The 21,638-nt window shown below is 65.8% G+C and carries 23 protein-coding genes; 14 read left to right on the top strand and 9 right to left on the bottom strand.

Going from position 1 to position 21,638, the window contains the following annotated elements:
- Positions 1 to 19: 19 nt before the first annotated feature.
- Positions 20 to 1,039, top strand: coding sequence for a class II fructose-bisphosphate aldolase (gene fbaA, locus AB0N24_RS16200; protein ID WP_364126279.1), 1,020 nt, complete (start codon positions 20 to 22; stop codon positions 1,037 to 1,039).
- Positions 1,040 to 1,462: a DUF3151 domain-containing protein gene (locus AB0N24_RS16205; RefSeq protein WP_364126282.1), complete on the top strand. Its 423-nt coding sequence runs from the start codon at positions 1,040 to 1,042 to the stop codon at positions 1,460 to 1,462.
- Between the two features lie 68 nt (positions 1,463 to 1,530).
- On the opposite strand, the gene AB0N24_RS16210 is transcribed toward AB0N24_RS16205, so the two are convergent.
- Together AB0N24_RS16210 and AB0N24_RS16215 are read right to left on the bottom strand one after the other, a co-directional pair.
- The gene (locus tag AB0N24_RS16210) at positions 1,531 to 2,163 is read right to left on the bottom strand and encodes a uracil-DNA glycosylase (RefSeq protein ID WP_104174105.1); all 633 of its coding nucleotides are present in this window, start codon (positions 2,161 to 2,163) and stop codon (positions 1,531 to 1,533) included.
- Positions 2,164 to 2,370: 207 nt separating this feature from the next.
- On the bottom strand, positions 2,371 to 3,825 hold the full coding sequence (locus AB0N24_RS16215; RefSeq protein ID WP_364126285.1) for a cytosine permease: 1,455 nt from the start codon (positions 3,823 to 3,825) through the stop codon (positions 2,371 to 2,373).
- 317 nt (positions 3,826 to 4,142) lie between these two features.
- On the opposite strand from AB0N24_RS16215, the gene AB0N24_RS16220 reads away from it, so the two are divergent.
- Positions 4,143 to 5,432, top strand: a complete 1,290-nt coding sequence (locus tag AB0N24_RS16220; RefSeq protein WP_104174103.1) for an adenylosuccinate synthase — start codon at positions 4,143 to 4,145, stop codon at positions 5,430 to 5,432.
- Positions 5,433 to 5,521: 89 nt separating this feature from the next.
- Here the strand turns inward: AB0N24_RS16220 and AB0N24_RS16225 are convergent, their stop codons facing one another.
- Positions 5,522 to 5,707 carry a hypothetical protein gene (locus tag AB0N24_RS16225; RefSeq protein WP_104174102.1) on the bottom strand — a complete coding sequence of 62 codons (186 nt, stop codon included), beginning with the start codon at positions 5,705 to 5,707 and terminating at the stop codon, positions 5,522 to 5,524.
- A gap of 282 nt (positions 5,708 to 5,989) precedes the next feature.
- On the opposite strand from AB0N24_RS16225, the gene AB0N24_RS16230 reads away from it, so the two are divergent.
- The 4 genes from AB0N24_RS16230 (at position 5,990) to AB0N24_RS16245 (ending at position 9,281) form a co-directional block, all read left to right on the top strand.
- Positions 5,990 to 6,451 (top strand): Hpt domain-containing protein, encoded by a 462-nt coding sequence (locus tag AB0N24_RS16230; protein WP_364126289.1) that lies wholly within the window; start codon positions 5,990 to 5,992, stop codon positions 6,449 to 6,451.
- A gap of 86 nt (positions 6,452 to 6,537) precedes the next feature.
- A complete protein-coding gene (locus AB0N24_RS16235) occupies positions 6,538 to 7,482 on the top strand; it encodes a phosphotransferase (protein WP_364126291.1) in 945 nt (314 codons plus the stop codon).
- Between the two features lie 366 nt (positions 7,483 to 7,848).
- Positions 7,849 to 8,403 (top strand): sigma-70 family RNA polymerase sigma factor, encoded by a 555-nt coding sequence (locus tag AB0N24_RS16240; RefSeq protein WP_364126573.1) that lies wholly within the window; start codon positions 7,849 to 7,851, stop codon positions 8,401 to 8,403.
- Positions 8,400 to 9,281, top strand: a complete 882-nt coding sequence (locus AB0N24_RS16245; protein ID WP_364126293.1) for a hypothetical protein — start codon at positions 8,400 to 8,402, stop codon at positions 9,279 to 9,281. The genes AB0N24_RS16240 and AB0N24_RS16245 overlap by 4 nt, the downstream gene beginning before the upstream one ends.
- A gap of 4 nt (positions 9,282 to 9,285) precedes the next feature.
- Here the strand turns inward: AB0N24_RS16245 and AB0N24_RS16250 are convergent, their stop codons facing one another.
- The 4 genes from AB0N24_RS16250 to acs are packed head-to-tail and all read right to left on the bottom strand — an operon-like array spanning position 9,286 to position 14,576.
- Positions 9,286 to 9,780 (bottom strand): CoA-binding protein, encoded by a 495-nt coding sequence (locus tag AB0N24_RS16250; protein WP_364126295.1) that lies wholly within the window; start codon positions 9,778 to 9,780, stop codon positions 9,286 to 9,288.
- Positions 9,780 to 11,126 carry an O-acetylhomoserine aminocarboxypropyltransferase/cysteine synthase family protein gene (locus tag AB0N24_RS16255; RefSeq protein WP_364126297.1) on the bottom strand — a complete coding sequence of 449 codons (1,347 nt, stop codon included), beginning with the start codon at positions 11,124 to 11,126 and terminating at the stop codon, positions 9,780 to 9,782. Before AB0N24_RS16255 ends, AB0N24_RS16250 begins: the two co-directional genes overlap by 1 nt.
- Positions 11,126 to 12,346 (bottom strand): dimethylsulfone monooxygenase SfnG, encoded by a 1,221-nt coding sequence (gene sfnG / locus AB0N24_RS16260; protein ID WP_364126299.1) that lies wholly within the window; start codon positions 12,344 to 12,346, stop codon positions 11,126 to 11,128. Before sfnG ends, AB0N24_RS16255 begins: the two co-directional genes overlap by 1 nt.
- Positions 12,347 to 12,356: 10 nt before the next feature.
- Positions 12,357 to 14,576: an acetate--CoA ligase gene (gene acs / locus AB0N24_RS16265; protein WP_364126302.1), complete on the bottom strand. Its 2,220-nt coding sequence runs from the start codon at positions 14,574 to 14,576 to the stop codon at positions 12,357 to 12,359.
- Between the two features lie 285 nt (positions 14,577 to 14,861).
- Here acs and AB0N24_RS16270 point away from each other — a divergent pair, with 285 nt between their 5' ends.
- From AB0N24_RS16270 to AB0N24_RS16300, 7 genes are all read left to right on the top strand, one after another.
- Complete coding sequence (locus AB0N24_RS16270; RefSeq protein WP_364126304.1) at positions 14,862 to 15,287, top strand: CoA-binding protein; 426 nt, start codon at positions 14,862 to 14,864, stop codon at positions 15,285 to 15,287.
- Positions 15,288 to 15,306: 19 nt separating this feature from the next.
- Positions 15,307 to 15,717 (top strand): MmcQ/YjbR family DNA-binding protein, encoded by a 411-nt coding sequence (locus tag AB0N24_RS16275; RefSeq protein WP_364126307.1) that lies wholly within the window; start codon positions 15,307 to 15,309, stop codon positions 15,715 to 15,717.
- Positions 15,714 to 16,271, top strand: coding sequence for a DUF1990 domain-containing protein (locus tag AB0N24_RS16280; protein ID WP_364126310.1), 558 nt, complete (start codon positions 15,714 to 15,716; stop codon positions 16,269 to 16,271). Before AB0N24_RS16275 ends, AB0N24_RS16280 begins: the two co-directional genes overlap by 4 nt.
- A 14-nt stretch (positions 16,272 to 16,285) precedes the next feature.
- Positions 16,286 to 16,912 (top strand): hypothetical protein, encoded by a 627-nt coding sequence (locus tag AB0N24_RS16285; protein WP_364126312.1) that lies wholly within the window; start codon positions 16,286 to 16,288, stop codon positions 16,910 to 16,912.
- A 79-nt stretch (positions 16,913 to 16,991) separates the two neighbouring features.
- Complete coding sequence (locus AB0N24_RS16290; RefSeq protein WP_364126315.1) at positions 16,992 to 17,309, top strand: putative quinol monooxygenase; 318 nt, start codon at positions 16,992 to 16,994, stop codon at positions 17,307 to 17,309.
- A 32-nt stretch (positions 17,310 to 17,341) separates the two neighbouring features.
- Entirely contained in the window at positions 17,342 to 17,635 is a 294-nt protein-coding gene (locus AB0N24_RS16295; protein ID WP_364126317.1) for a DUF503 domain-containing protein, read from the top strand.
- A gap of 118 nt (positions 17,636 to 17,753) precedes the next feature.
- Positions 17,754 to 18,449 carry a hypothetical protein gene (locus AB0N24_RS16300; protein WP_364126320.1) on the top strand — a complete coding sequence of 232 codons (696 nt, stop codon included), beginning with the start codon at positions 17,754 to 17,756 and terminating at the stop codon, positions 18,447 to 18,449.
- A 75-nt stretch (positions 18,450 to 18,524) separates the two neighbouring features.
- Here the strand turns inward: AB0N24_RS16300 and purL are convergent, their stop codons facing one another.
- Positions 18,525 to 20,843 carry a phosphoribosylformylglycinamidine synthase subunit PurL gene (gene purL / locus AB0N24_RS16305; protein ID WP_364126323.1) on the bottom strand — a complete coding sequence of 773 codons (2,319 nt, stop codon included), beginning with the start codon at positions 20,841 to 20,843 and terminating at the stop codon, positions 18,525 to 18,527.
- Entirely contained in the window at positions 20,840 to 21,637 is a 798-nt protein-coding gene (gene purQ / locus AB0N24_RS16310) for a phosphoribosylformylglycinamidine synthase subunit PurQ (protein WP_364126326.1), read from the bottom strand. The genes purL and purQ overlap by 4 nt, the downstream gene beginning before the upstream one ends.
- Between the last annotated feature and the right edge of the window lies 1 nt (position 21,638).

Here is a 21,638-nt window from a genome sequence, read left to right on the forward strand (position 1 = left end):
ATTCACTTTAGGAGTCAGCATGCCCATTGCAACCCCAGAGATCTACTCCGAGATGATCGACCGCGCAAAGGCGGGCGGCTTCGCTTTTCCGGCCGTCAACGTCACGTCCTCGCAGACGCTGAACGCGGCCCTGCGAGGGTTTGCAGACGCAGAGTCCGACGGCATCATCCAGGTTTCCACCGGCGGCGCGGCCTACTGGTCCGGCGCCTCCACCAAGGACATGGTTGCCGGTTCCCTGGGCTTCGCCGCCTTCGCCCGCGAAGTGGCCAAGAACTACGGCGTCAACATTGCCCTGCACACCGACCACTGCCCCAAGGACAAGCTGGACGGCTTTGTCCTGCCGCTGCTGGCAGCCTCCGAAGCCGAGGTCAAGGCCGGACGCAACCCGCTCTTCAACTCGCACATGTGGGACGGCTCCGCCGAGACCCTGCAGGAAAACCTGCGCATCGCCCGGGAACTCCTGGAGCGCACCGCTGCTGCCAAGATGATCCTCGAGGTCGAGATCGGCACCGTCGGCGGCGAGGAAGACGGCGTCGAAAACGAGATCAACGAGAAGCTCTACACCACGGTGGAAGACGCCCTGGCAACCATTGAAGCCCTGGGTGCCGGCGAGAACGGCCGCTACATCACTGCCCTGACCTTCGGCAACGTGCACGGCGTGTACAAGCCGGGCGGCGTGAAGCTGCGCCCGGAGATCCTGAAGGACATCCAGGCCCAGGTCGGTGCCAAGATCGGCAAGGAAAACCCGTTCGACCTCGTGTTCCACGGCGGCTCCGGCTCCTCCGACCAGGAAATCGCCGACGCCGTTTCCTACGGCACCATCAAGATGAACATCGACACCGACACCCAGTACGCCTACACGCGTCCCGTGGCCGACCACATGTTCAGGAACTACGACGGCGTGCTGAAGGTTGACGGCGAGGTGGGCAACAAGAAGACCTACGATCCCCGCGTCTGGGGCGCCTCGGCCGAAGCCGGCCTGGCAGCCCGCGTTGTTGAAGCCACGAAGCAGCTCGGCTCGGCCGGAAAGACCTTCTAGATGTCCGACGAGTTCCGCAGGAACCTGATGGGTCCCGAGCCCACGCTCCTGCCTGCCGAGACTGAGGTCTATTCGCAGCTGGATGCCGGCCAGGAAGCCCTGGACCTGGTGGAGAAGCACCCCACTTCGTCACTGCTGTGGGCTGTACTCGCCGAGGAAGCCTGGGCTGAGGGCCGGACCATCGAGTCCTACGCCTACGCCCGCGTGGGCTACCACCGGGGACTCGATTCACTGCGGCGCAACGGCTGGCGCGGGGTGGGACCCATCCCGTGGGAGCACGAACCCAATCAGGGCTTCCTGCGTGCCCTGTATTCCCTGGGCCGCGCCTCCTCGGCCATCGGCGAGGCAGAGGAACCGGAACGCATTGAGAAGTTCCTCAATGACTCCGATCCCTCCGCCAAAGCGGCCATCGAAGGCAAGTAACTGAACATACGACGGCGGCCCCTCACCTGGAAAGGTGAGGGGCCGCCGTCGTATGAAGTTCAGTCTATTTAGTTCGCCTTGGTGAGGCCGGTGCGGGCCATCGCGTCCAGGTAGGCAACGTGCATCTCGTCGAGGTACTGCTGCTGGCGGGCTTCGGTTCCGGCGAAGGCGCGGCCGCTGAGCGAGCGGACCTTGTAGGTCTTGAGGCCGCGGCGCCACAGCAGCGGCACTTCGGTCTTCAGGAGCAGCTGGGCCAGGCGGTTGGCCTCGGTGCCGTGGGCCACGATCACGGACGCGCGGGGGACCAGTGCGAGGAACTTCAGGAGCGGCTTGAGGCCGGCGGAAATCTGGTCCGGGGTGAACTTGCCGTTCGGCTCGCCGGGGGTGTGCCACGGGTGGACGTTCCACGGCATAACGAATTCGGGGCGGAGGCCCAGCTTCCACTGCACGCCGAGCATGCGGGTGGCGGCTTCGTTGTCGCCGGCGGTGATGAAGCCGGATTCATCGGCGGTGCCGATGTTGGAGTACAGGCTGATGATGCGGCACTCGTCGACGTCGTGCATCGGGTCCACGTAGGGGACCACGGTGTCCGGCTTGACGCTCTGGAAGGTGTCGCACAGCTCATTGACAGCTGCGACGTTGGGTTCGTAACGGCGGCTCAGAAGCTGCTCGCGGAAAGATTCAGTAGCCAAGGCTGTCATGTATTGCTGTGTCTCCTGCGGGATCGGTGACGCTGCCACGCCTGACGCGGGCATGCCAAATACCGGCACGCCTAGGTACGGTGTGGTTGAAAATGTGGTGAGTGGACCGACTCCTGATCGATCCTTATCAGTCTATCAAGCCCTGCGAAATGTGGGACCCGGAACCGGTCCCGGGGGCTCCCGCAGCCCCCGGGACCTTGTTGCCGGTCAGCCGGTCACTGCCGGAGCGGTGTCTTTCGCCACGTTCCCGGATGCGGCTGCCGGGTAGATCGTCTCGGCCGGCGCACGGTTGGTGGCTTTGGCCCACGGGTAGTACACCGCCATGGTGACGAGGATGCCCACGATCCAGGAAATGTCCGCGCCTCCCAGCCACTTGGTGACCGGGCCTGTGTAGAGCGCCTGGGCGAGGAACGGCACCTGGACCAGGACACCAATCCCGTAGGAGGCCAGGGCCGGGACATTCCAGCGGCCGTAGCGGCCGTCCGGGTTGTACAGGGCCGGGATGTCCAGCCGGTCGCGGGAGATCTTGTAGTAGTCCACGAGATTGATGACGGACCACGGCGTGAACACCATCAGCAGCAGCAGGACGAAGTTCTTGAAGACGTTCAAAAAATCCTTGCTGGCGAAGAGCGCTATCAGCACGCTGGCCGTGATGACGGCGATGATGAAGACGATCCGGGCTGCCCGTGAGACCGAGTCCCGCCGGTTAATGGCCGTGCTGATGGTCACCGAGCACATGAAGGCACCGTAGGCGTTGAGGCAGTTGACGGTGAGTTTGCCCGTGACGATCATGAGGTAGATGAAGATCGCGATCAGCCCTCCACCGGCCAGGTCGCCCATATAGCCCACCTGGTTCTTGAGGAAATCGCCGCCCAGGCCTGCGGCGGAGAGCCCGCCCGCCAGGGCGCCCAGCGTCATCGCCCACTGGGCGCCGCCCACCGAGCCGGCGAACGTGTACCAGAAGGTCTTGCGCTCTGAGGTGGACTGGGGCAGGTACCGCGAATAGTCGGCGACGTAGGGGCCGAAGGTGAGTTGCCAGCCTGCGCCCAGGGCTATCGCGGTGAGGAAGGTGGGCCACTCGAAGCCCTTCAGGAACATGATCTGGCCAACGTCGAACCTGGTGAACACGGCAACCGTCAGGTACAGGAAGCCGGCCAGGCCCACCACTGTGGCGATGCGGCCAAGGGCGTGGATGTACTTGTACCCCAGGATTGCCAGGAACGCGGTGGCGGCGCCAAAGATCAGGATGCCCACTGCCGGGGCATCCACGCCCAGCATGAGGTTGATCGCCTGGCCGGACAGCACCGTGCCGGTGGACGCGAAGCCGATGTACATCAGGATCACCAGGATGAGCGGAATCACGGCACCGTAGACACCGAACTGGGCCCGGCTGGAGATCATCTGGGGAAGCCCCAGTTTCGGCCCCTGGGCGGAGTGCAGCGCCATGACTGCGCCGCCGACGACGTTGCCCAGCAGGAGGCCGATGATGGCCCAGAACGCGTCCGCGCCGAATACGACCGCGAGGGCGCCGTCGACGATTGCGGTGATCTGCGCGTTCGCCCCGAACCAGAGCGTGAACTGCCCCCTCGGGTGGCCGTGCCGCTCGCGGGGCGGGATCATTTCGATTGACCGGGCCTCGACGGTAGTGCTTCCTGCTGCCATGGTTACTCCTCGTGTTGGCTGTTATGTTCCATGTCACAGGGTCGCGGGCCGCATAACAACGGCGATGCGCAGGCCAATGTCGCAAATACCAGACAGTCCGGCGTGTCGTCTGGAATATGCCGGCACCGTGGTCCGGCCCCATATCGGCTAAACTTGGGTGGTAAGAGCCCCGGAACTCTTGCGCTGTGACTGTCGGCCTGCTGGCCGCGTGGGCACGGCAGTGGAATTCGGGGCATTCTCATGAACGGCGCTGTCCCTTGGCGGGTCACCTTGGTGAACCGGCTGCGGTCCGGCCCGAACGAATGGGGGAGGATCCCATGCCAGCAATCGTGATCGTCGGAGCCCAATGGGGCGACGAAGGCAAAGGTAAAGCCACTGACCTGCTTGGTGGCCGCGTTGACTACGTGGTGAAGCCGAACGGCGGCAACAACGCCGGGCACACCGTCGTCGTAGGCGGTGAGAAGTATGAGCTCAAGCTCCTTCCGGCCGGCATCCTGAGCCCCAACGCAGTTCCGATCATCGGCAACGGCTGTGTGGTGAACCTCGAGGCCCTGTTCCAGGAGATCGACGGCCTGGAAGCCCGCGGCGCGGACACCTCCAAACTGCGCGTCTCGGCCAACGCCCACTTGGTGGCGCCCTACCACCAGGTCCTGGACAAAGTCACTGAGCGGTTCCTGGGTAGCCGCGCCATCGGCACCACCGGCCGCGGCATCGGCCCTGCCTACATGGACAAGGTGGCCCGCCTCGGTATCCGCGTGCAGGACGTTTTTGACGCCTCCATCCTCCGCCAGAAGGTTGAGGGATCGCTCCGCCAGAAGAACGAGCTCCTGGTGAAGGTCTACAACCGCCGGGACATCGAGGTGGACGAGATCGTGGACTACTTCCTCTCCTTCGCCGAGCGGCTGCGCCCGCTGGTCATCGACAGCACGCTGGTGCTGAACAAGGCCCTGGACGAGGGCAAGGTTGTGCTGATGGAAGGCGGCCAGGCCACGTTCCTGGACGTGGACCACGGCACGTACCCGTTCGTCACGTCCTCCAACCCGACCGCCGGCGGCGCTTCGGTGGGATCAGGCATCGGTCCCACCCGGATCTCGCGTTCCATCGGCATTATCAAGGCGTACACCACCCGTGTTGGCGCCGGCCCGTTCCCCACGGAGCTGTTCGATGAGATGGGCATGTACCTGCAGAAGACCGGCGGCGAGTTCGGTGTCAACACCGGCCGTCCGCGCCGCTGCGGCTGGTATGACGCCGTCCTGGCCCGCCACGCCTCCCGCGTCAACGGCTTCACGGACTACTTCGTCACCAAGCTGGACGTGCTCACCGGCATCGAGCAGATCCCGGTCTGCGTGGCCTACGACGTCGACGGCGTCCGGCACGACGAAATGCCGATGACGCAGACCGAGTTCCACCACGCCAAGCCGATCTTCGAATACTTCGAAGGCTGGACCGAGGACATCACCGCGGCGCGGACCCTGGAGGACCTCCCGGAGAACGCCCGCAATTACGTGCTGGCACTCGAGAAGCTGTCCGGCACGCGCTTCTCGGCCATCGGCGTCGGCCCGGACCGCGACCAGACCATCGTGGTCAACGACCTGATTCTGGACTGAACCTGACAGCGTCAGACTGAAAGCAACTCACGTACGACGGCGGCGGGTCACCTGGAAAGGTGGGCCGCCGCCGTCGTCGTGTATGCCGGCTATTCGGCCTGTTTGTCGCGCAATTGGAGCAGATGCTGCTGCAGTTTCGCTTCGGCGTCCCGGCGTCGGCGGGCCTGCTCTCCCATGGCGCGGGTCGCTGCGGACCCGGTGCTGACCAGTCGTGTCACATGTTTCGGGGCCGCTGCCGCACCGGCGGCAGATACGGCCATCACTTCCTCGCTCATGCCCGTATCCTGACATCCGCCGCCCGGCCCACATAACCCCTCCCGGCGGAGCGTTACAGGATCGGAACCTCCCAAGGTGCCGGGCTCGGGGCGGTCAGCCCATGGCGGGGGCGGACGGTGCGTAGCGCAGCGCGTCAAGCAGGTGGCCGCAGCTGCGATGACGGGTACCGGTCACTCGTGACCTCGCCGGCCCCTCTTCCTATGTTGGACTCACCGGCGCTTCGCGGGGAACGGGAACCCTCGAAGGTAACTCACCGGACCGCCAAGGAAGAGGTGGACATCATGGGTCTCAGCTTGAAGTCAGACAAAGCGAAAACCGGGTCAGCGCCAGAGTCGCCGGACCGGCACGCGAGGCAGGAACACGGCCCGCGCCGTTACCGTGCCCGCATCAGCCGGGAACCGGTCCTTGACCGCTCGCGCGTGCAGGAGCTGGCCGGGGGAGTGCATTCCCAGAGCCGGCTTCTCGAATTCCTGGACCTTTTCCTGGTCCTGCTCCCGTCCAGGGTCAATAACGTCATCAGCGCCTTGGACGGCGGGGACCATGAGGCGGCCAGTGCCGCCGCCCAAAGCCTTGCGTCGTCGGCCGCGATGGCGGGGGCAGCCCGGCTCGAACTGGTTGCCTGGCTCGTGGATGCCGATCTGCGCGTCGGACGGATGGACCGGGCCCGCGAGACGGGCCGGCGCCTCGGGCCCGACGCTTCGGAGCTGGCTTCGGCACTGTCCCGCTTATTGACGGGCCCCTGACGCAGACGCCGGCCCACGCGGCACCACTCCGGACGGCCCCGCCGAAGGCGTGCGGCGGCTGCCGCTGGACGGGCAATAATGGGTTCATGCAGTCGGAGTGGAGTCCCCGCATCAGCTGGGCTGATTTGCCGGGCCACGTGCAGACAGGAATCGAGCAGATACTGGGATCGCCGGTTGCCCAGGCAACGGGCCAGCAGGGAGGATTTTCTCCGGGCACGGCCGACAGGGTCCTGACGGTTTCGGGCGGAAGGGCCTTCGTCAAGGCGGTGAGTCCACGGCTGAATGAGCACTCGCCTGCCATCCACCGAAAAGAAGCAGCGGTGACTGCCGCACTGCCCGCCGGCGTCCCCGCGCCGTCGCTGATCGGCACCTTCGACGACGGTGAGTGGGTCGCCCTCATCCTCAGCGATGTGGATGGCCGGCACCCGCACCTGCCCTGGCGTACAGCGGAACTGACAAGTGTGTTGGACGCACTGTTCGAACTCTCGCGCACACCCGTCCCTCCTGCCTTGGGCCACCTGCCGCCGCTGGAGCACGAACTGGCCGACGCGTTCGACGGCTGGAAGCGGATCGGCGCGGACCCGCCCGAAGGCTGCGACCCCTGGATCCTGACGAACCTCGAGGCTTTGGCACAGCTCGCCGAAGCCGGGCTCCAGGACCTCGCCGGGACCTCGATCGTGCACACGGACGTGCGGTCCGACAATATCCTCATGACGGCCTGCAGCCGGGCGGTGCTGGTGGACTGGCCGTGGGCGTGCATCGGCTCGCCCTGGATAGACGGCCTCACAGCCCTGATCAACGTGCGGGTCTACGATCCCGGGTTCGATGTGGAGTCCGTTCTGCGGTCCCACCAGGTATTTGCGCCGGCCACCGCAGCCGGCATTAATCGGGTGTTGTCGGGCCTGGGTGCGTACTTCACCGACGCCGGGAGGCAGCCTCCTCCGCCAGGGCTGCCTACCCTCCGGGCCTTTCAACGGACGCAGGGTGAGGCCGTTATCCTTTGGCTCCGGCAACGGATATCCGAGCTCTGACCCGGTCACGGAAACCTTGGATAAGAACTTTTTTGAAGTTTTTTGGATTTCGCGTAACCCGCGGCCATGCCGTGACGATTACCACTATGAAAGCGTCGGGTTCGAAGTTGTCCCCCATCAGGTTCGAAGCCGGCGCTTGACTGCAAAAAGAGAGCCGGGCCGGAACTGTCCCCCATCAGGTTTCCGGCCCGGCCCTTTTTTGTCCGAAGCCGGTTCAGCAGGAAGCCGGCCAAGGAGTGCGCGGTATCTGCCGGCCTTCCACCGTGGTTACCCGGGGTAAAGTTGTTAGGCGGGATACAACCCCCGCCGCCACTTGATGGCCATACAATGATGTAGCCATCTCCCTTGACCGAAAGCCACACGTCCGTGACAGACGCACTGACCGACGATTCATTGCATGCCCTCAAAGGCCGCGATGGCGAGTTGTTCAACCTGGTCTACCGGAGCTATGCGTCGCAGGTACTGGGATACCTGACCGCACGTGGTGTCGAGGACCCGGAGGCCACCATGCAGGATGTCTTCCTGGCGGTTCTGCCCCGCATCGATTCGATCAGCGGCGGTGCCAACGGACTTCGGACCTTCCTGTTTTCGGTGGCGCATGCACGGATGGTTGACGATCACCGTAGGCAAAGCCGGACCCCCGCGAAACAACCTTTCGAACCTGAACGTGACCGGCGGGAATCGTCATCGGCCGAAGCGGCGGCCATGCTGCGGGTAGCGCCCGGGGAAGTGCTGGCGCTGCTGGAGGTGCTGGGGGAGGACCAGAAGGAAGTGCTGACCCTGCGGATCATTGCGGATCTTACGGTGGAGCAAGTGGCCGAAATTATGGGGAAAAGCGCCGGAGCTGTAAAACAGCTTCAGCGACGTGCTTTGGACAGACTCCGTGAACATTCGGCCGTAAAGGACTACGTGGCGCCATGACAACCAGGGATGATTTTTCTGGGACCGTCGACCAGCTTCTGCTCGACGCAGGCCACACGGACGTACCCGACCTCAGGGCCGCCCTCCTGTCCATTGCCTCACTGGCCGAGATGCAGTCACCCGTTCCGGGGCCCGAGCTCGCGCTGATGCTGGCCGGCCCGCGGGATGAGCTGACCCGGCAGCGCTGGCTGCGCAAGCACCGTCCCGCTGTGGTGGGGCTCGCAGTGCTGGCCGGCATGGGCCTTGGCGTCAGCGGTGTTGCCGCCACGAGCGAGGTTTCCGGAGACGGCGCCGGGCCGTGGTCCGTCCAAGAGCTCACCACCCACTGGTCGCCCGGCTGGACGCTTCCCCTGGCGCCGCTGGCCGCCGACCGGGGCGGACGCATCACGTGGGTTTCTCCGCTCTTCCTGCAGACTGACCGGGCCCACCCTGCGGCCGTGCACGCAGCCTCTGAGCCGGCCGCGCAAGCCGCTGGGGCCGAGGCCGCGGCAGTCGGGCCCGCGGCACCGGCCGCATCCGACGGCGATAGGGGCCAGTCCCCGGTTGGCGAAGGCCAAGGTCCCGGCGCCAACGGAAAGCCCGGACAGGCCAACCAGGGTAAGGCCAACCAGGGTAAGGCCAACCCGGGCAAGGCCGCGTCCGGTGAAGCCATGACTGGCCGTGCCCCGGATCAGGCCCATGAGCAGGGCGCCGCAATCATGCCCGATGCAGTGCAGGCCGATGCAGCGGCAGCCAGCGCCGGAGCCTGGGAATTGGACGGGCTGGGCACCGCTAAACCCGGGGTGAAGATTGGTTCCACAGTGGAAGCCGCGGTCGATTCCACGGTGGATTCCGCCCTTGATTCGGTCAGCAGCTGGCTGGGGAAGTTCCGCCGGTAGCCCCTTAGGCCAGGACCTGCCGCTTTGAGGAAATAACCCCGGTGTCGAAGCCGGCAAGGTGCAGTCCGCCGTGGAACCTGGCGTGCTCGATCTTCACGCACCGGTCCATCACCACATTGAGCCCGGCCGTTTCAGCATCCGCGGCCACTTCCTCGTGCCAGGAACCCAGCTGCAGCCAAAGGGTCTTGGCACCGGCTGCGATGGCCTCGTCCAGGACGCCCGGGAGATCGTCGTGCTTGCGGAACACATCCACGATGTCCGGGCTTTCGGGAAGGTCGGCCAATGAGGCATAGGTCGGCTGGCCAAGGATCTCCTTCACAACGGGGTTCACGAAGTACACCTTGTACCTCGTGGAGGACTGCAGATAGGTGGCCACGAAGTAGCTGGCCCGCGAAGGCTTGTCCGAGGCGCCCACGATGGCAATGGACTTCGCCTGCCGGAGCAGGTTCAGGCGATCCGGCGCTGAGGGGCCTTCCCAGGTGCGGTCGTCCACGGTCATCAGTTCGCTCCAATCGTGCAGGTGTCGGCCGGTTCGTCGAGGAAGGCGTCGTCGGCCGTGGCCTTCTGCGCCGCGTCCAGGGCCTGGTCCAGGTCCCACAGGATGTCCTCGATGTCCTCGAGTCCGATCGAGATGCGGACCAGGTCCTCAGGGACGCCGGCGGATTCCAGCTGGGCCGGGCTCAGCTGCTGGTGGGTCGTGGAGCCGGGGTGGATCACCAGGGTGCGTGAGTCACCCACGTTGGCCAGGTGCGAGGCCAGCTGCAGCGACTCGATGAATTTCTGCCCGGCCGCGCGGCCGCCCTTGACGCCGAAGGAGAACACCGAACCCGGCCCCAGGGGCAGGTACTTCTTCGCCCGCTCAAAGTGCGGGTGGGAAGGCAGGCCGGAGAAGTTGACGTAGGCGACGCGTTCGTCTGCCTCGAGCCATTCCGCCACGGCCTGGGCATTCTTCAGGTGCTCGTCCAGGCGCTGCGGAAGGGTTTCGACGCCCTGCAGCAGCTGGAACGCGGACTGCGGTGACAGTGCGGGACCGATGTCGCGCAGCTGCTCGCAGCGCAGCTTGGTCAGGAATCCGTACTCGCCGAAGTTGCCCCACCACGAGACGTTGCCGTAGGAGGCCACGGGTTCGGTCATGGTGGGGAACTTGCCGTTGCCCCAGTTGAACCGGCCGCTCTCCACGATCACGCCGCCCAGCGTGGTGCCGTGTCCGCCGAGGAACTTGGTGGCGGAGTGGATTACGATGTCCGCGCCGTGCTCGATCGGCCGCACGAGGTACGGCGTGCTCAAGGTGGCGTCAACGACGAGGGGGATGCCGGCGTCGTTCGCTACCTTCGCCAGGCCCTCAAGGTCCTGGACCTCCGACGACGGGTTGGCCACCACCTCAACGAAGATCGCCTTGGTGTTCTCCCGGACGGCGGCCGCGTAGTCCGCGGGGTCGGTGCCGGGAACGAACGTGGTGTCCACGCCGAAACGGCGCAGCGTGACATCGAGCTGGGTGACCGTTCCGCCGTACAGCTGGGAGGCCGCCACGATGTGGTCGCCGGCCTGGGTGAGGGCGGCAAAAGTGATGAACTCCGCCGCCATGCCGGACGACGTCGCGACCGCACCGATGCCGCCCTCGAGGGACGCAATGCGCTCCTCAAACGCCGCCACGGTGGGGTTGCCGATGCGCGAGTAGATGTTGCCGTACTTCTGCAGCGCGAAGAGGTTGGCGGCGTCCTGGGTGTCCTTGAAGACGAAGGACGTGGTCTGGTAAATGGGCACGGCGCGGGCGCCGTGCTCGGCGTCGGGGGTGCCGCCCGCGTGCAGGGCGCGGGTGCGGAAACCGAACTTGCGGTCAGCCATTACGCGTTCACCAGCCCGGTGGTTGTGCTGACATTGGCCACCGGCGCCTGGGACAGGTCAAGTTCCGTGCCGTTTTTGCGGGCGAGGTCGGCTTCGAGTTCGCGGACGATCGGCAGGATGTCCTGGCCGAAGGCTGCCACTTCCTCCTGGAAGTGCAGGTAGCCGGTGAGGAACAGGTTCACGCCGATTTTCTTGTACTCCACGATCCGCTCGGCGATCTGCTCCGGGGTGCCGATCAGCTGGGTCTTGAAGCCGTCGTTGTACTGGACCAGGTCCTCGAAGCTCGAGTCGGCCCACATGCCCTTGCCGTCCTTGGTGGACGCGCCGGCTTCCTGGACGGCGTCGCGGAACCCCTGGACAGCGGGCTTGTGTGCCTTCTCCACGATCTCGCGGAGGGTGTCGCGGGCTTCCTTCTCGGAATCGCGGGCGATGACGAAGCCGTTGAGGCCAAACCGCGGAGAGGGCAAAGCGGCCGGCAGGGCGCCTTCCGTGCCGCGCTGCGTCTCTCCGGCGGCCGCCACGACGCCCGCAATGTTCTCCTTGAAGCCCTCCAGGTCCTTGCCGTTGGAGAAGTACCAGTCCGCCACGCGGCCGGCGGTTGCCTGGGCTGCGGTGGAGTTGCCGCCGAAGAAGATCTCCGGGTGTGCGCGGCCCGGAACATCCACCGGGGCCGGGTTCAGGGTGAAGTCGGTGATGTTGTAGTACTTGCCGGTCTGGCTGTATTCCTGCTCGGTCCAGAGTCCGCGGAGGACTTTGATGAATTCCTCGGTGCGGACGTAGCGTTCGTCATGCTCCAGCCATTCGAGGCCGAAGTTGGTGAACTCGTTCTTGAGCCAGCCGGAGACGATGTTCACGGCGGCGCGGCCGTTGGAGATGTGGTCCGCGGTGATGATGTATTTGGCCAGCACGCCGGGGTGCCACATGCCGGGGTGGACGGCCGAGATGACCTTGAGCCGCTCCGTGGCCGCCAGCAGCGCGAGGCTGAAGGACGTGGCCTCGTGCTGCTTGTCCGCACCGTAGGAGGCGGCGTACCGGGTCTGCGTCAGGGCGTATTCGAAGCCGGAGTTTTCGGCGATCCGGGCCAGCTTCTTGTTGTAGTCGAAGTCCCAGCCGGTGCGCTGTTCGATGGTGGAGACCACCAGGCCACCGGAAACGTTCGGCACCCAGTAGGCGAACTTGAGCGGCTCGGAAAGACGGGCAACGTTGCTGATGTCGTTCATGATTGTTCCTTTACTTCTGTCCGTAGAGGGGAGGCGCCGGGACGGCCGCGGCGTAGCCGTCCAGGGCTTCCTGGATTCCGGCGATCACCGGTTCGTTCTGGAGCGATGTTGTGTCGCCGAGGGTGGTTCCCTCGAAAAGCTGGGTGAGGAGCCGGCGCATGATCTTGCCGCTGCGCGTCTTGGGAACGTCGGGAACCACGACGACGTCGCGCGGCTTGGCGATCGGCCCGATCTCCTTCGCGACGTGGTTGCGGAGTTCGGCGGCCACTTCGCCGGAAACCCCGCCTTTCAGCACCACGAAGGCGACGATGGCGTGGCCGGTCTTGGGGTCCGCGACCGGACAGACGCCGGCCTCAACGACGCTCGGGTGGGAGACGAGGGCCGATTCGATTTCGATCGTGGAGAGCAGGTGGCCGGAGACGTTGAGGGTGTCATCCACCCGCCCCAGGATCCAGATGTCGCCGTCGTCGTCGTATTTGGCGCCGTCCCCGGCGAGGAACCAGCCCTGGGCGGCGTACTTGCGCCAGTAGGAATCGAAGTAGCGCTGCGGGTTGCCCCAGACGGTGCGGGCAATGGCCGGTCCCGGGGTGTCCACCACGATGAAGCCCTGGACGCCCGGCGGAACTGTATTTCCGGCGTCGTCCACGATCCGGGTGCTGACGCCGGGCAGCGGGCGGGCCGCGCAGCCGGGCTTGAACTCGGTGTCCGTCGGGGCGGGGGAGAGGATAGTGGCGCCGGTCTCGGACTGCCACCAGGTGTCCACCACGGGTGCGGTGCCGGCACCAACGTTCTGCCGCAGCCAGCGCCAGGCCTCCGGGTTTACCGCTTCGCCCACCGTGCCGAGCATCCGGATGGAGGAGAGATCGTAGGTGCCGGGAACGCCGTCGGGGAACCAGCCCATGAGCGAGCGGACCAGCGTGGGCGCCGTGTAGTACTGGGTGACGCCATAGCGTTCGATGATCTCGAAGTGCCGGCCCGGATGCGGGGTGTTGGGCGTGCCTTCGAAGATCACCTGCGTGGCGCCGTTGGACAACGGGCCGTAGATTTCGTAGGTGTGGGCGGTGACCCAGGCCAGATCGGCGGTGCACCAGTGCACGTCCCGGTCCCGGAGCTCGGGGTCGGGGTTGCTGAACAGGTGCTCGAAGCTCCAGGACGCCTGCGTGAGGTAGCCGCCGGAGGTGTGGACCAGGCCCTTGGGCTTGCCCGTGGTCCCGGAGGTGTACATGATGAACAGGGGAGTTTCGGCGTCGAACGCAACGGCTTCGTGGCAATCGGAGGCCTGCCCGACGGCGTCGTGCCACCACACGTCGCGGCCTTCCGTCATGGGGACGCCGGCCAGCCGGTCCGCGGGGGTGGTGCGGTTGACCACCAGGACGTGCTCGATCGCGTTGTCCCCGCCAACGGCGGCGTCGGCGTTGTCCTTGACCGGCACGGCCACACCGCGGCGGAACTGGCCGTCCGTGGTGACCAGGAGCTTGGCGCCGGTGTCCTCCACCCGGAACTTCAGCGCTTCGGCGGAGAAGCCGCCGAACACGAGGGAATGGATGGCGCCGATGCGCGCCACGGCAAGGGTGATGATGACGGTTTCGGGGATGACCGGAAGGTAGATGACCACGCGGTCGCCCTTGGTGATGCCCAGGTCCAGGAGGGCATTCGCGGCCTTGGACACTTCCCGCTGCAGCTCCGCGTACGTGACGGCACGGCGGTCGCCCGGCTCGCCCTCGAAATGGAGTGCCACCTTGTCACCGCGGCCGGCGGCAACATGGCGGTCCACGCAGTTGTAGGCAACATTGAGCTTGCCGCCCTCGAACCAGGTGATGTCCGGGCCGGTGCCGGCATCCAGGTCTGCCGGGACGCGCCGGTGGGCGGTGTGCCAGGGCTTGCCGCTGATGTGGCCGCTGGCCGGTCCTTCGGCGGGCGCCGCCCAGTCGAGGCGGAGGGCCTGTTCTTCCCAGAAGGCAACCGTGTCGGCCACGGCCGTTGCGGTGCCGGCTCGGGAGGTGCCGGGCCGGGGGGTGGTGCCGCGGTGACGCGCCGGCCCGTCTTTGGGGGCGCCGTGCGCAGCGCCGTCCGTGGGCTCGGTCAGGGACCATCCCGAAGAGCCGCGAGAGGAGCCGGGCGCGTCACGCAGCCCTGCTTCGTTCGCCGTCGCGTCCGAAGTGGTTTGTGGGGTTGCCTCGGACGGAATCCGGGCAAAGGTGGGCAGGGCAAAAGAATTCTCAGGGGTCATTACAGCACTCCATCGGTCCTGGCAGTAGCACCCGTAGTTCCTTCGGCAAGCAAGGAACAGTTACGTGGGAATGGTCGGCTCACGTCACCGGGGGTTGCTGCGGCTTCATCAATCCAGGTCTCTCGGCCGCTCGGGATGGTCACTCCCCACTAGAACCGAGATGCACGATTTCGCAAAATCCCCTCATTCCGCGCTGTAATATTCATTCATCCGCGAAGATTGCGACAGCGATTCATTCACTTATTCGACAATCGCCCGGAAACGCCGCAGGAGTAAGGTTGACATATGGCCCACGTTAACGATCCGGCAGTCATCGACCGCCTCATGCGAACCAAAGGCACCTGGGCGATCGTCGGCCTCACCACCAACGAATGGCGCTCGGCGTACGACGTTTCCCTGTACGTCCGGGACCGGATGGGCATGGAAATTATTCCGGTCAACCTCCCCGGTGATGACGTCCACGGGGAGAAGGGGTACCACTCCCTGGCGGACATCCCCGCCGACAAGCACCCGCTCGACGTCGTGGACTGCTTCGTGAACTCCCACAAGGTGGGGGCAGTCATAGACCAGGCCATCGCAGTGGGGGCCAAGGCGGTGTGGCTGCAGCTAGGCGTCTTCGACGACGCTGCGGTGGAGCGGGCCAGGGCCGCCGGACTGGAGGTGGTGGTCAATGCCTGTCCCGCCCGCGAGGGATGGCGCGTGGGCATCTGACGCCGGATAGGCTCGTGGCATGGATGTTGCCACCCTCCGCCAGGTCTGCCTGAGCTTCCCCGGTGCCTTTGAAGACTTTCCCTTCGGTCCCGAAACCTCCGTCTTCAAGGTGCGGGCCGCCGTGACCGGCGGGGCGCGGCAGGACGCCAAGATGTTCGCGTTGTCCGCCATGGATCCGGCGGACTGGTCCGTGAGCCTCAAATGCGAACCGGCCCTGGCCGAACAGCTGCGGGCCATCCATCCCGAAATCACCGGCGCCTGGCACATGAACAAAACGCACTGGAACGGCGTCCGGCTGGACGGAGCGTTGCCGGATGACATGATCCGGGACATGGTGGAGGACTCTTACGACCTGGTGGTGGCCTCGCTCAGCCGAAAGCAGCGCGAGCAGCTGGGCTGGGCAGGCCTCGCCCGGGGTGACGGCGCATGAGCAGTCCCGGCGCCGGACGCTTCGCCCGCGGCGGACTGAACTATCCGGGCATTGGCTCCACCGAGCACGGACAGCCCCCGGAGGGGTTCCCCTGCATGGTGACGCAGGCCTACCTCGGCGACGGCCTGGCACTGTACCGGAGGGTGGCCTACGGAATCCTGACCTGGCAGCTGCAGAAAAGGTCCGGGCTGCGGGTCCTCACCGACTCCGACGTCGTGGTGCCCGGCGCCCGCGTGGTGAGCGGATTCGGCGTCGGGCCCTTCCGGATCAACGCCCCCTGCGAGGTGGTATGGGTGCACCGGCCGGTGCCCGGCGATGGCCCGCAAAGCGCCGGTTTCGGGTACGGAAGCCTGCCCGGCCATCCCGTGCGGGGCGAGGAATCCTTCGAAGTGGAAGTGGACGGACAGGGGCGCGTGTTCCTCAAAATCACTGCCTTCAGCAGGCCGTCCAACTGGTTCTACGCTGCCGGCGGCGCCGTCGCGGGGCGCGCACAAAGACATGTCACTTCCCGATACATTGGGAGTGCGCACGAACTGGCCGCAGGTGAAAGCTGATCAGGAGCAGGTGGATGCTGGAACAGAAAACCCTTGACCAATTGTGGAACTTCGACGATCCCGCAGGATCGGAAGCCCGTTTCCGGGCGGCAGCTGAAGACCCAAACTACGACGCCGACGAACAGGCGGAGCTCGCCACCCAGCTGGGACGGGCCATCGGACTGCAGGGCCGCTACGAGGAAGCCGACGCCCTGCTGGATTCCGTCGACGCCGATGAGCCCACCGTGGGCGTCCGGGTACTGCTGGAACGCGGGCGCCTGCTGAACTCGAGCGGCCACGCCGCGATGGCCGTACCGCTCTTTGAACAGGCGGCAGAACTCGCGGACCACCTCAGCGAGGAATTCCTTGCTGTTGATGCGCTTCACATGCTGGCGATCGCGGACTCCGCACACGCCGAATCCTGGACCCGCAGCGCCCTCGAATACGCCTCCACAGTGCACGATCCGCGGACCAAGCGCTGGATGGTCTCGCTGCACAACAACCTCGGCTGGACGCTGCACGAAGCCGGGCGCTTCACCGAGGCCCTGGTCGAGTTCCAACTGGCCGAACAGTGGGCCGAACGCGTCGGCACACCCCAGCAGCAGGAATGGGCCCGGGAGGCAATCGACGAGTGCGAGCACTCCCTCGCCGCAGGGGTCTGAACCGCTCCTGCGCGGGCCGTTGCTGCTCCCCGGTGAAACAATAGGCTGACCCCCGCACACAACGAAAGGCATCAGCCCTGTGATCTTCATTGTCGTTAAGTTCAAGGTCAAGCCGGACTGGTCCGAAAAGTGGCTGGACCTGGTGGACGACTTCACCCAGGCAACGCGCCAGGAACCCGGCAACCTGTGGTTCGACTGGTCCCGCAGCGTCGAGGACCCCCACGAGTTCGTGCTGGTGGAGGCCTTCAAGGACGACGCCGCCGGTGACCATGTCAACAGCGCACACTTCCAGAAGGCCATGGCGGACATGCCGCAGGCCCTGGCTGAGACGCCGCGGATCATCAGCCGCCAGTTCGACGGCGACGGATGGGACCGCATGGGCGAACTCACCATCTGACCCCGTCCTGACCGCATCGATACGATTAATCCATGTGGATCGGATGGATTGAGTTCGACATTCTCCTGGGCGACGTTCACAGCCTCAAGGAGAAGCGTTCCGTGGTGCGGCCGCTGCTGGCGGAGCTGAATCGCCGGTTTGAAGTGTCCGTGGCCGAGGTTGGGGACCACGAGCAGTACCGGCGTACGCAACTGGGCGCCGGCCTGGTGGCAGCCGACCGGGCCCACCTCGTGGAGGTGCTCACCGCCGTCGAACGCTTCGTGGCCTTCCGCCCCGAACTTGAACTCCTGAGTGCCCGCCAACGGGAGCTCCGCAGCGACGACTGATCTCGATCGATTGCTCCGTAACTGCCCTTCTGAGCCCTCAAAACGGCAGTTACGGAGCAGTCGATGGGTTTTGTGGATAACTTCTGCAGCTCAGGCGGCATTCTGCTCTGATGAATCCATGAAGACCCCGCGCCTGCTGCCAGAGGAACTCCAGGGCCGTCCGTTCACAGTTGTCGACGCGGCGCGCGCCGGAGTGTCGCACAAGCGCCTGCGACACCGCAGCCTGCATCGCCTGGGCAAGGGGATCCGGTCGGCAAGCTCGACGGCGGACCTCCCCTTGAGCATCAGGGTGCGGCCTTTCATTGAGGTCAATGAGCGATGCGCCGCATCGCACCTCACCGCGGCGGAACTCCTGGTGCTGCCGCGACGTCAGCAGAAGGGATCGCCGGATATGTTTCATGTCATCAGGCCTGAGGGCGAGGCCCATCTCAATCGGCCGCATGTGATCGTGCACCGGATGAAGCTGTTCAGCGACGAGGTCACCACAGTCAACGGGATCCCGATGCCCACTGCGGAGCGGACCTGGCTGGACATGGCGGAAATGCTGTCACTCGACGAGCTTGTGGCCATGGGCGCCAGACATCACGAGCCGGACCTCTCCTACCGGAGGTACAAAGTCGGGATCGAGTACGAAGGCGAGCACCACGGGGATGAAGGCCAGGTTGTCCGGGACATCGCCCGTTCTGAGAGGTACGAAGCCCTGGGCTGGACCGAAGTCCGCATCTCCAAGCGGCACATGTTCAACGACGCAAAGCCTGCGGTCGCCAAGATCCGCACGGCGTTTGTCCAGGCGGGGTGGCGCAGGGGCCATTAAGCAACGATTGCTCCGTAACTGCCGTTCTGAGGGTTCAAAAGGGCGGTTACGGAGCAATCGATGGAGCTAGAGGTCCTAGCCGAAGTACTTCGGCAGGGTTGCCTCGTGGGCTTCGCGGAGGGCGTCGAGGGACAGGGTGTCCACACCGTTGATCTCCAGCTTGCCGCTGTCGGCATCCACCACGCCGATGCGGGTGTGGGCGAAGCCTCGGGCGGTGCACATGTCCGTGAAGCGGACCTCCTCGGAGCGGGGCACGCCAACAACTGCACGGCCCTGGGTCTCGGAGAACAGTGCCGTGAACAGATCCACGCCGTCGCGGTCCATGACGTCCTGCAGGGCGATCCGGGCACCCACGCCGTAGCGCAGCGACGACTCCACGAGGGCTGCCGCGAGGCCGCCTTCGGAGAGGTCGTGGGCCGAATCCACCATGCCGTCGCGGGACGCGTTGATCAGGATTTCGCCCAGTGCGCGTTCGGCGGCGAGGTCAACCTTGGGCGGCAAACCGCCGAGGTGTCCGCGCATGTTGGACCATTCCGAGCCGTCAAGTTCCGCTGCCGTGGTGCCCAGCAGGTAGATGGCCTGGCCGTCTTCACGCCAGCCCGACGGCGTGCGGCGGGCGACGTCGTCCAGCTTGCCGAGCACTGCCACCACGGGGGAGGGGTGGATGGGGGTGGTGCCGGTCTGGTTGTACAGCGAGACGTTGCCGCCGGTGACCGGGATGCCCAGTTCCATGCAGGCATCCGACAGGCCTCGGATGGCCTCGGCGAGCTGCCACATGACATCCGGGTCCTCGGGGGAACCGAAGTTCAGGCAGTCGCTGACGGCCATCGGCACGGCGCCGGACGTGGCGACGTTGCGGTACGCCTCGGCCAGTGCCAGCTGTGCGCCGTGGTACGGGTCGAGGTAGGTGTAGCGGCCGTTCGCGTCCGTGGCCAGGGCAACACCCAGCCCGGTTTCCTCGTCCACGCGAACCACGCCGGCGTCGTCGGGGAAGGCCAGTGCGGTGTTGCCGCCGACGTAGCGGTCGTACTGGTTGGTGATCCAGTCCTTGCTGCACATGTTCGGTGAGGCGATGAGCTCGGTCACGGCAGCTGCCAGCTCCGCGGGGGCGGAGGGACGGCCAGCGTCCTGGACTGATCCGGTGAAGGAATCGGCCTGGACGGCGTCCTGCCATTCGGGGCGGGCGTACGGACGGTCGTAGACCGGGCCGTCGTGGGCAACGGTGCGCGGGTCGACGTCGACGATGACTTCGCCTTCCCACGTGATGATCAGGCGGCCGGTGTCGGTCACCTCGCCCAGCCAGGAGTACTCCACGGCCCACTTGTCCATTACCGCTTCAAACGCGGCGATGTTCTCGGGGGTGACCACGGCCATCATGCGTTCCTGCGACTCGGACATCAGGATTTCGCCCGGGGTCAGGGTGGGGTCGCGGAGCAGGACGGAGGTCAGCTCGACCTCCATGCCGCCGTCGCCGTTCGAGGCGAGCTCCGACGTGGCGCAGGAGATGCCCGCGGCGCCCAGGTCCTGGATGCCTTCAACGAGTGAACCCTTGAACAGCTCCAGGCAGCACTCGATCAGTACCTTCTCGGCGAACGGGTCGCCCACCTGGACGGCGGGGCGCTTGGAGGGCTTGGTGTCGTCGAAGGACTCCGAGGCCAGCACCGAGGCGCCGCCGATGCCGTCGCCGCCGGTGCGGGCACCGAACAGCACCACCTTGTTGCCCTTGCCGGAGGCGTTGGCGAGGCGGATGTCCTCGTGGCGCATGACGCCGACAGCCAGCGCGTTGACCAGCGGGTTGCCCTGGTACACCGAATCGAAGACCATTTCGCCGCCGATGTTGGGCAGGCCCAGGGAGTTGCCGTAGCCGCCGATGCCGGCCACGGCACCGTGCATAACGCGGGCGGTGTCCGGGTGGTCGATGGCGCCGAAGCGCAGCGGATCCATCACGGCCACCGGGCGGGCGCCCATGGAGATGATGTCCCGGACAATGCCGCCGATGCCGGTTGCGGCACCCTGGTAGGGCTCCACGAACGACGGCGAGTTGTGCGACTCGATCTTGAACGTCACGGCCCAGCCGTCGCCCAGGTTGGTGACACCGGCGTTTTCGCCGATGCCCACCAGCATGTCCTTCTTCATCTCGTCGGTCACCTTTTCGCCGAACTGGCGCAGGTGGTTCTTCGAGGACTTGTAAGAGCAGTGCTCGCTCCACATCACGGAGTACATGGCGAGCTCGGCGCCGGTCGGGCGGCGGCCCAGGACCTTGACGACCTCATCGAACTCGTTCTGCTTCAGGCCTAGCTCGGCCCAGGGCAGTTCGGTGTCAGGAGTCTTGGCTGCGTTCTCGACCGTGTCGATGTTGAACTTCCTGCTGACGGTTTCAGCTGAGGTACTCACTTTGCGCCTCCCACAATCTTGTTCAGGACGGAGGTAAAGAAGCCGAGGCCATCGGTGTCCGAGCCGCCGATACCGGCGGAGCCGGACAAGCCCAATGCCGGGCCGAAGCCGGGCTCCACAGCGTGCTCGGGGTGCGGCATGAGGCCGACGACGTTGCCGGCGGCGTTGGAGATGCCGGCAATGTCGCGGCGGGAGCCGTTCGGGTTGAAGCCGACGTAGCGGAACACCACGCGGCCTTCGGCTTCGAGGGCGTCCAGGGTCTTCTCATCGGCGATGTACTGGCCGTCCTGGTTCTTCAGCGGCACGGTGATTTCCTGGCCGGCAGCGTAGTCGCCCGTCCAGGCCGTGCTGTTGTTTTCCACGCGCAGGACCTGGTCGCGGCACATGAACTTCAGGTGGTCGTTCTTGATCATCGAGCCGGGCAGCAGGTGCGACTCGGTGAGGATCTGGAAGCCGTTGCAGATGCCCAGGACGGGGAGCTTGGCGTCCGAGTTGGCCGCATCGATGATCTTGGACATCAGCGGAGCGAAGCGTGCGATGGCGCCGGCGCGGAGGTAGTCCCCGTAGGAGAAACCGCCCGGAATCACGACGGCGTCGACGTCGCTGAGGGTGGTGTCCGCGTGCCAGAGTGCCACGGGAGTGGCGCCGGCTAGGCGTACGGCGCGGGCGGCGTCGCGGTCATCAAGGGTTCCTGGGAAGGTGACGACGCCGATTCGCGCGCCAGCGAGTCTGCGAGCACCAGAAGCGTTGGTCGCGACCGCGACCGCCTCGCCAATCAAGGGAAGTTCAGTCATC

This window comes from Arthrobacter sp. NPDC093128 (assembly GCF_040683875.1).
In the GTDB taxonomy this organism is placed as follows: domain Bacteria; phylum Actinomycetota; class Actinomycetes; order Actinomycetales; family Micrococcaceae; genus Arthrobacter.

Bases quoted from the DNA above. Each gene is read 5' to 3' on its own strand.
- fbaA (WP_364126279.1), top strand. From the start codon at position 20: ATGCCCATTGCAACCCCAGAGATCTACTCCGAGATGATCGACCGCGCA.
- AB0N24_RS16205 (WP_364126282.1), top strand. From the start codon at position 1,040: ATGTCCGACGAGTTCCGCAGGAACCTGATGGGTCCCGAGCCCACGCTC.
- AB0N24_RS16210 (WP_104174105.1), bottom strand. From the start codon at position 2,163: ATGACAGCCTTGGCTACTGAATCTTTCCGCGAGCAGCTTCTGAGCCGC.
- AB0N24_RS16215 (WP_364126285.1), bottom strand. From the start codon at position 3,825: ATGGCAGCAGGAAGCACTACCGTCGAGGCCCGGTCAATCGAAATGATC.
- AB0N24_RS16220 (WP_104174103.1), top strand. From the start codon at position 4,143: ATGCCAGCAATCGTGATCGTCGGAGCCCAATGGGGCGACGAAGGCAAA.
- AB0N24_RS16225 (WP_104174102.1), bottom strand. From the start codon at position 5,707: ATGAGCGAGGAAGTGATGGCCGTATCTGCCGCCGGTGCGGCAGCGGCC.
- AB0N24_RS16230 (WP_364126289.1), top strand. From the start codon at position 5,990: ATGGGTCTCAGCTTGAAGTCAGACAAAGCGAAAACCGGGTCAGCGCCA.
- AB0N24_RS16235 (WP_364126291.1), top strand. From the start codon at position 6,538: ATGCAGTCGGAGTGGAGTCCCCGCATCAGCTGGGCTGATTTGCCGGGC.
- AB0N24_RS16245 (WP_364126293.1), top strand. From the start codon at position 8,400: ATGACAACCAGGGATGATTTTTCTGGGACCGTCGACCAGCTTCTGCTC.
- AB0N24_RS16250 (WP_364126295.1), bottom strand. From the start codon at position 9,780: ATGACCGTGGACGACCGCACCTGGGAAGGCCCCTCAGCGCCGGATCGC.
- AB0N24_RS16255 (WP_364126297.1), bottom strand. From the start codon at position 11,126: ATGGCTGACCGCAAGTTCGGTTTCCGCACCCGCGCCCTGCACGCGGGC.
- sfnG (WP_364126299.1), bottom strand. From the start codon at position 12,346: ATGAACGACATCAGCAACGTTGCCCGTCTTTCCGAGCCGCTCAAGTTC.
- acs (WP_364126302.1), bottom strand. From the start codon at position 14,576: ATGACCCCTGAGAATTCTTTTGCCCTGCCCACCTTTGCCCGGATTCCG.
- AB0N24_RS16270 (WP_364126304.1), top strand. From the start codon at position 14,862: ATGGCCCACGTTAACGATCCGGCAGTCATCGACCGCCTCATGCGAACC.
- AB0N24_RS16275 (WP_364126307.1), top strand. From the start codon at position 15,307: ATGGATGTTGCCACCCTCCGCCAGGTCTGCCTGAGCTTCCCCGGTGCC.
- AB0N24_RS16280 (WP_364126310.1), top strand. From the start codon at position 15,714: ATGAGCAGTCCCGGCGCCGGACGCTTCGCCCGCGGCGGACTGAACTAT.
- AB0N24_RS16285 (WP_364126312.1), top strand. From the start codon at position 16,286: ATGCTGGAACAGAAAACCCTTGACCAATTGTGGAACTTCGACGATCCC.
- AB0N24_RS16295 (WP_364126317.1), top strand. From the start codon at position 17,342: ATGTGGATCGGATGGATTGAGTTCGACATTCTCCTGGGCGACGTTCAC.
- AB0N24_RS16300 (WP_364126320.1), top strand. From the start codon at position 17,754: ATGAAGACCCCGCGCCTGCTGCCAGAGGAACTCCAGGGCCGTCCGTTC.
- purQ (WP_364126326.1), bottom strand. From the start codon at position 21,637: ATGACTGAACTTCCCTTGATTGGCGAGGCGGTCGCGGTCGCGACCAAC.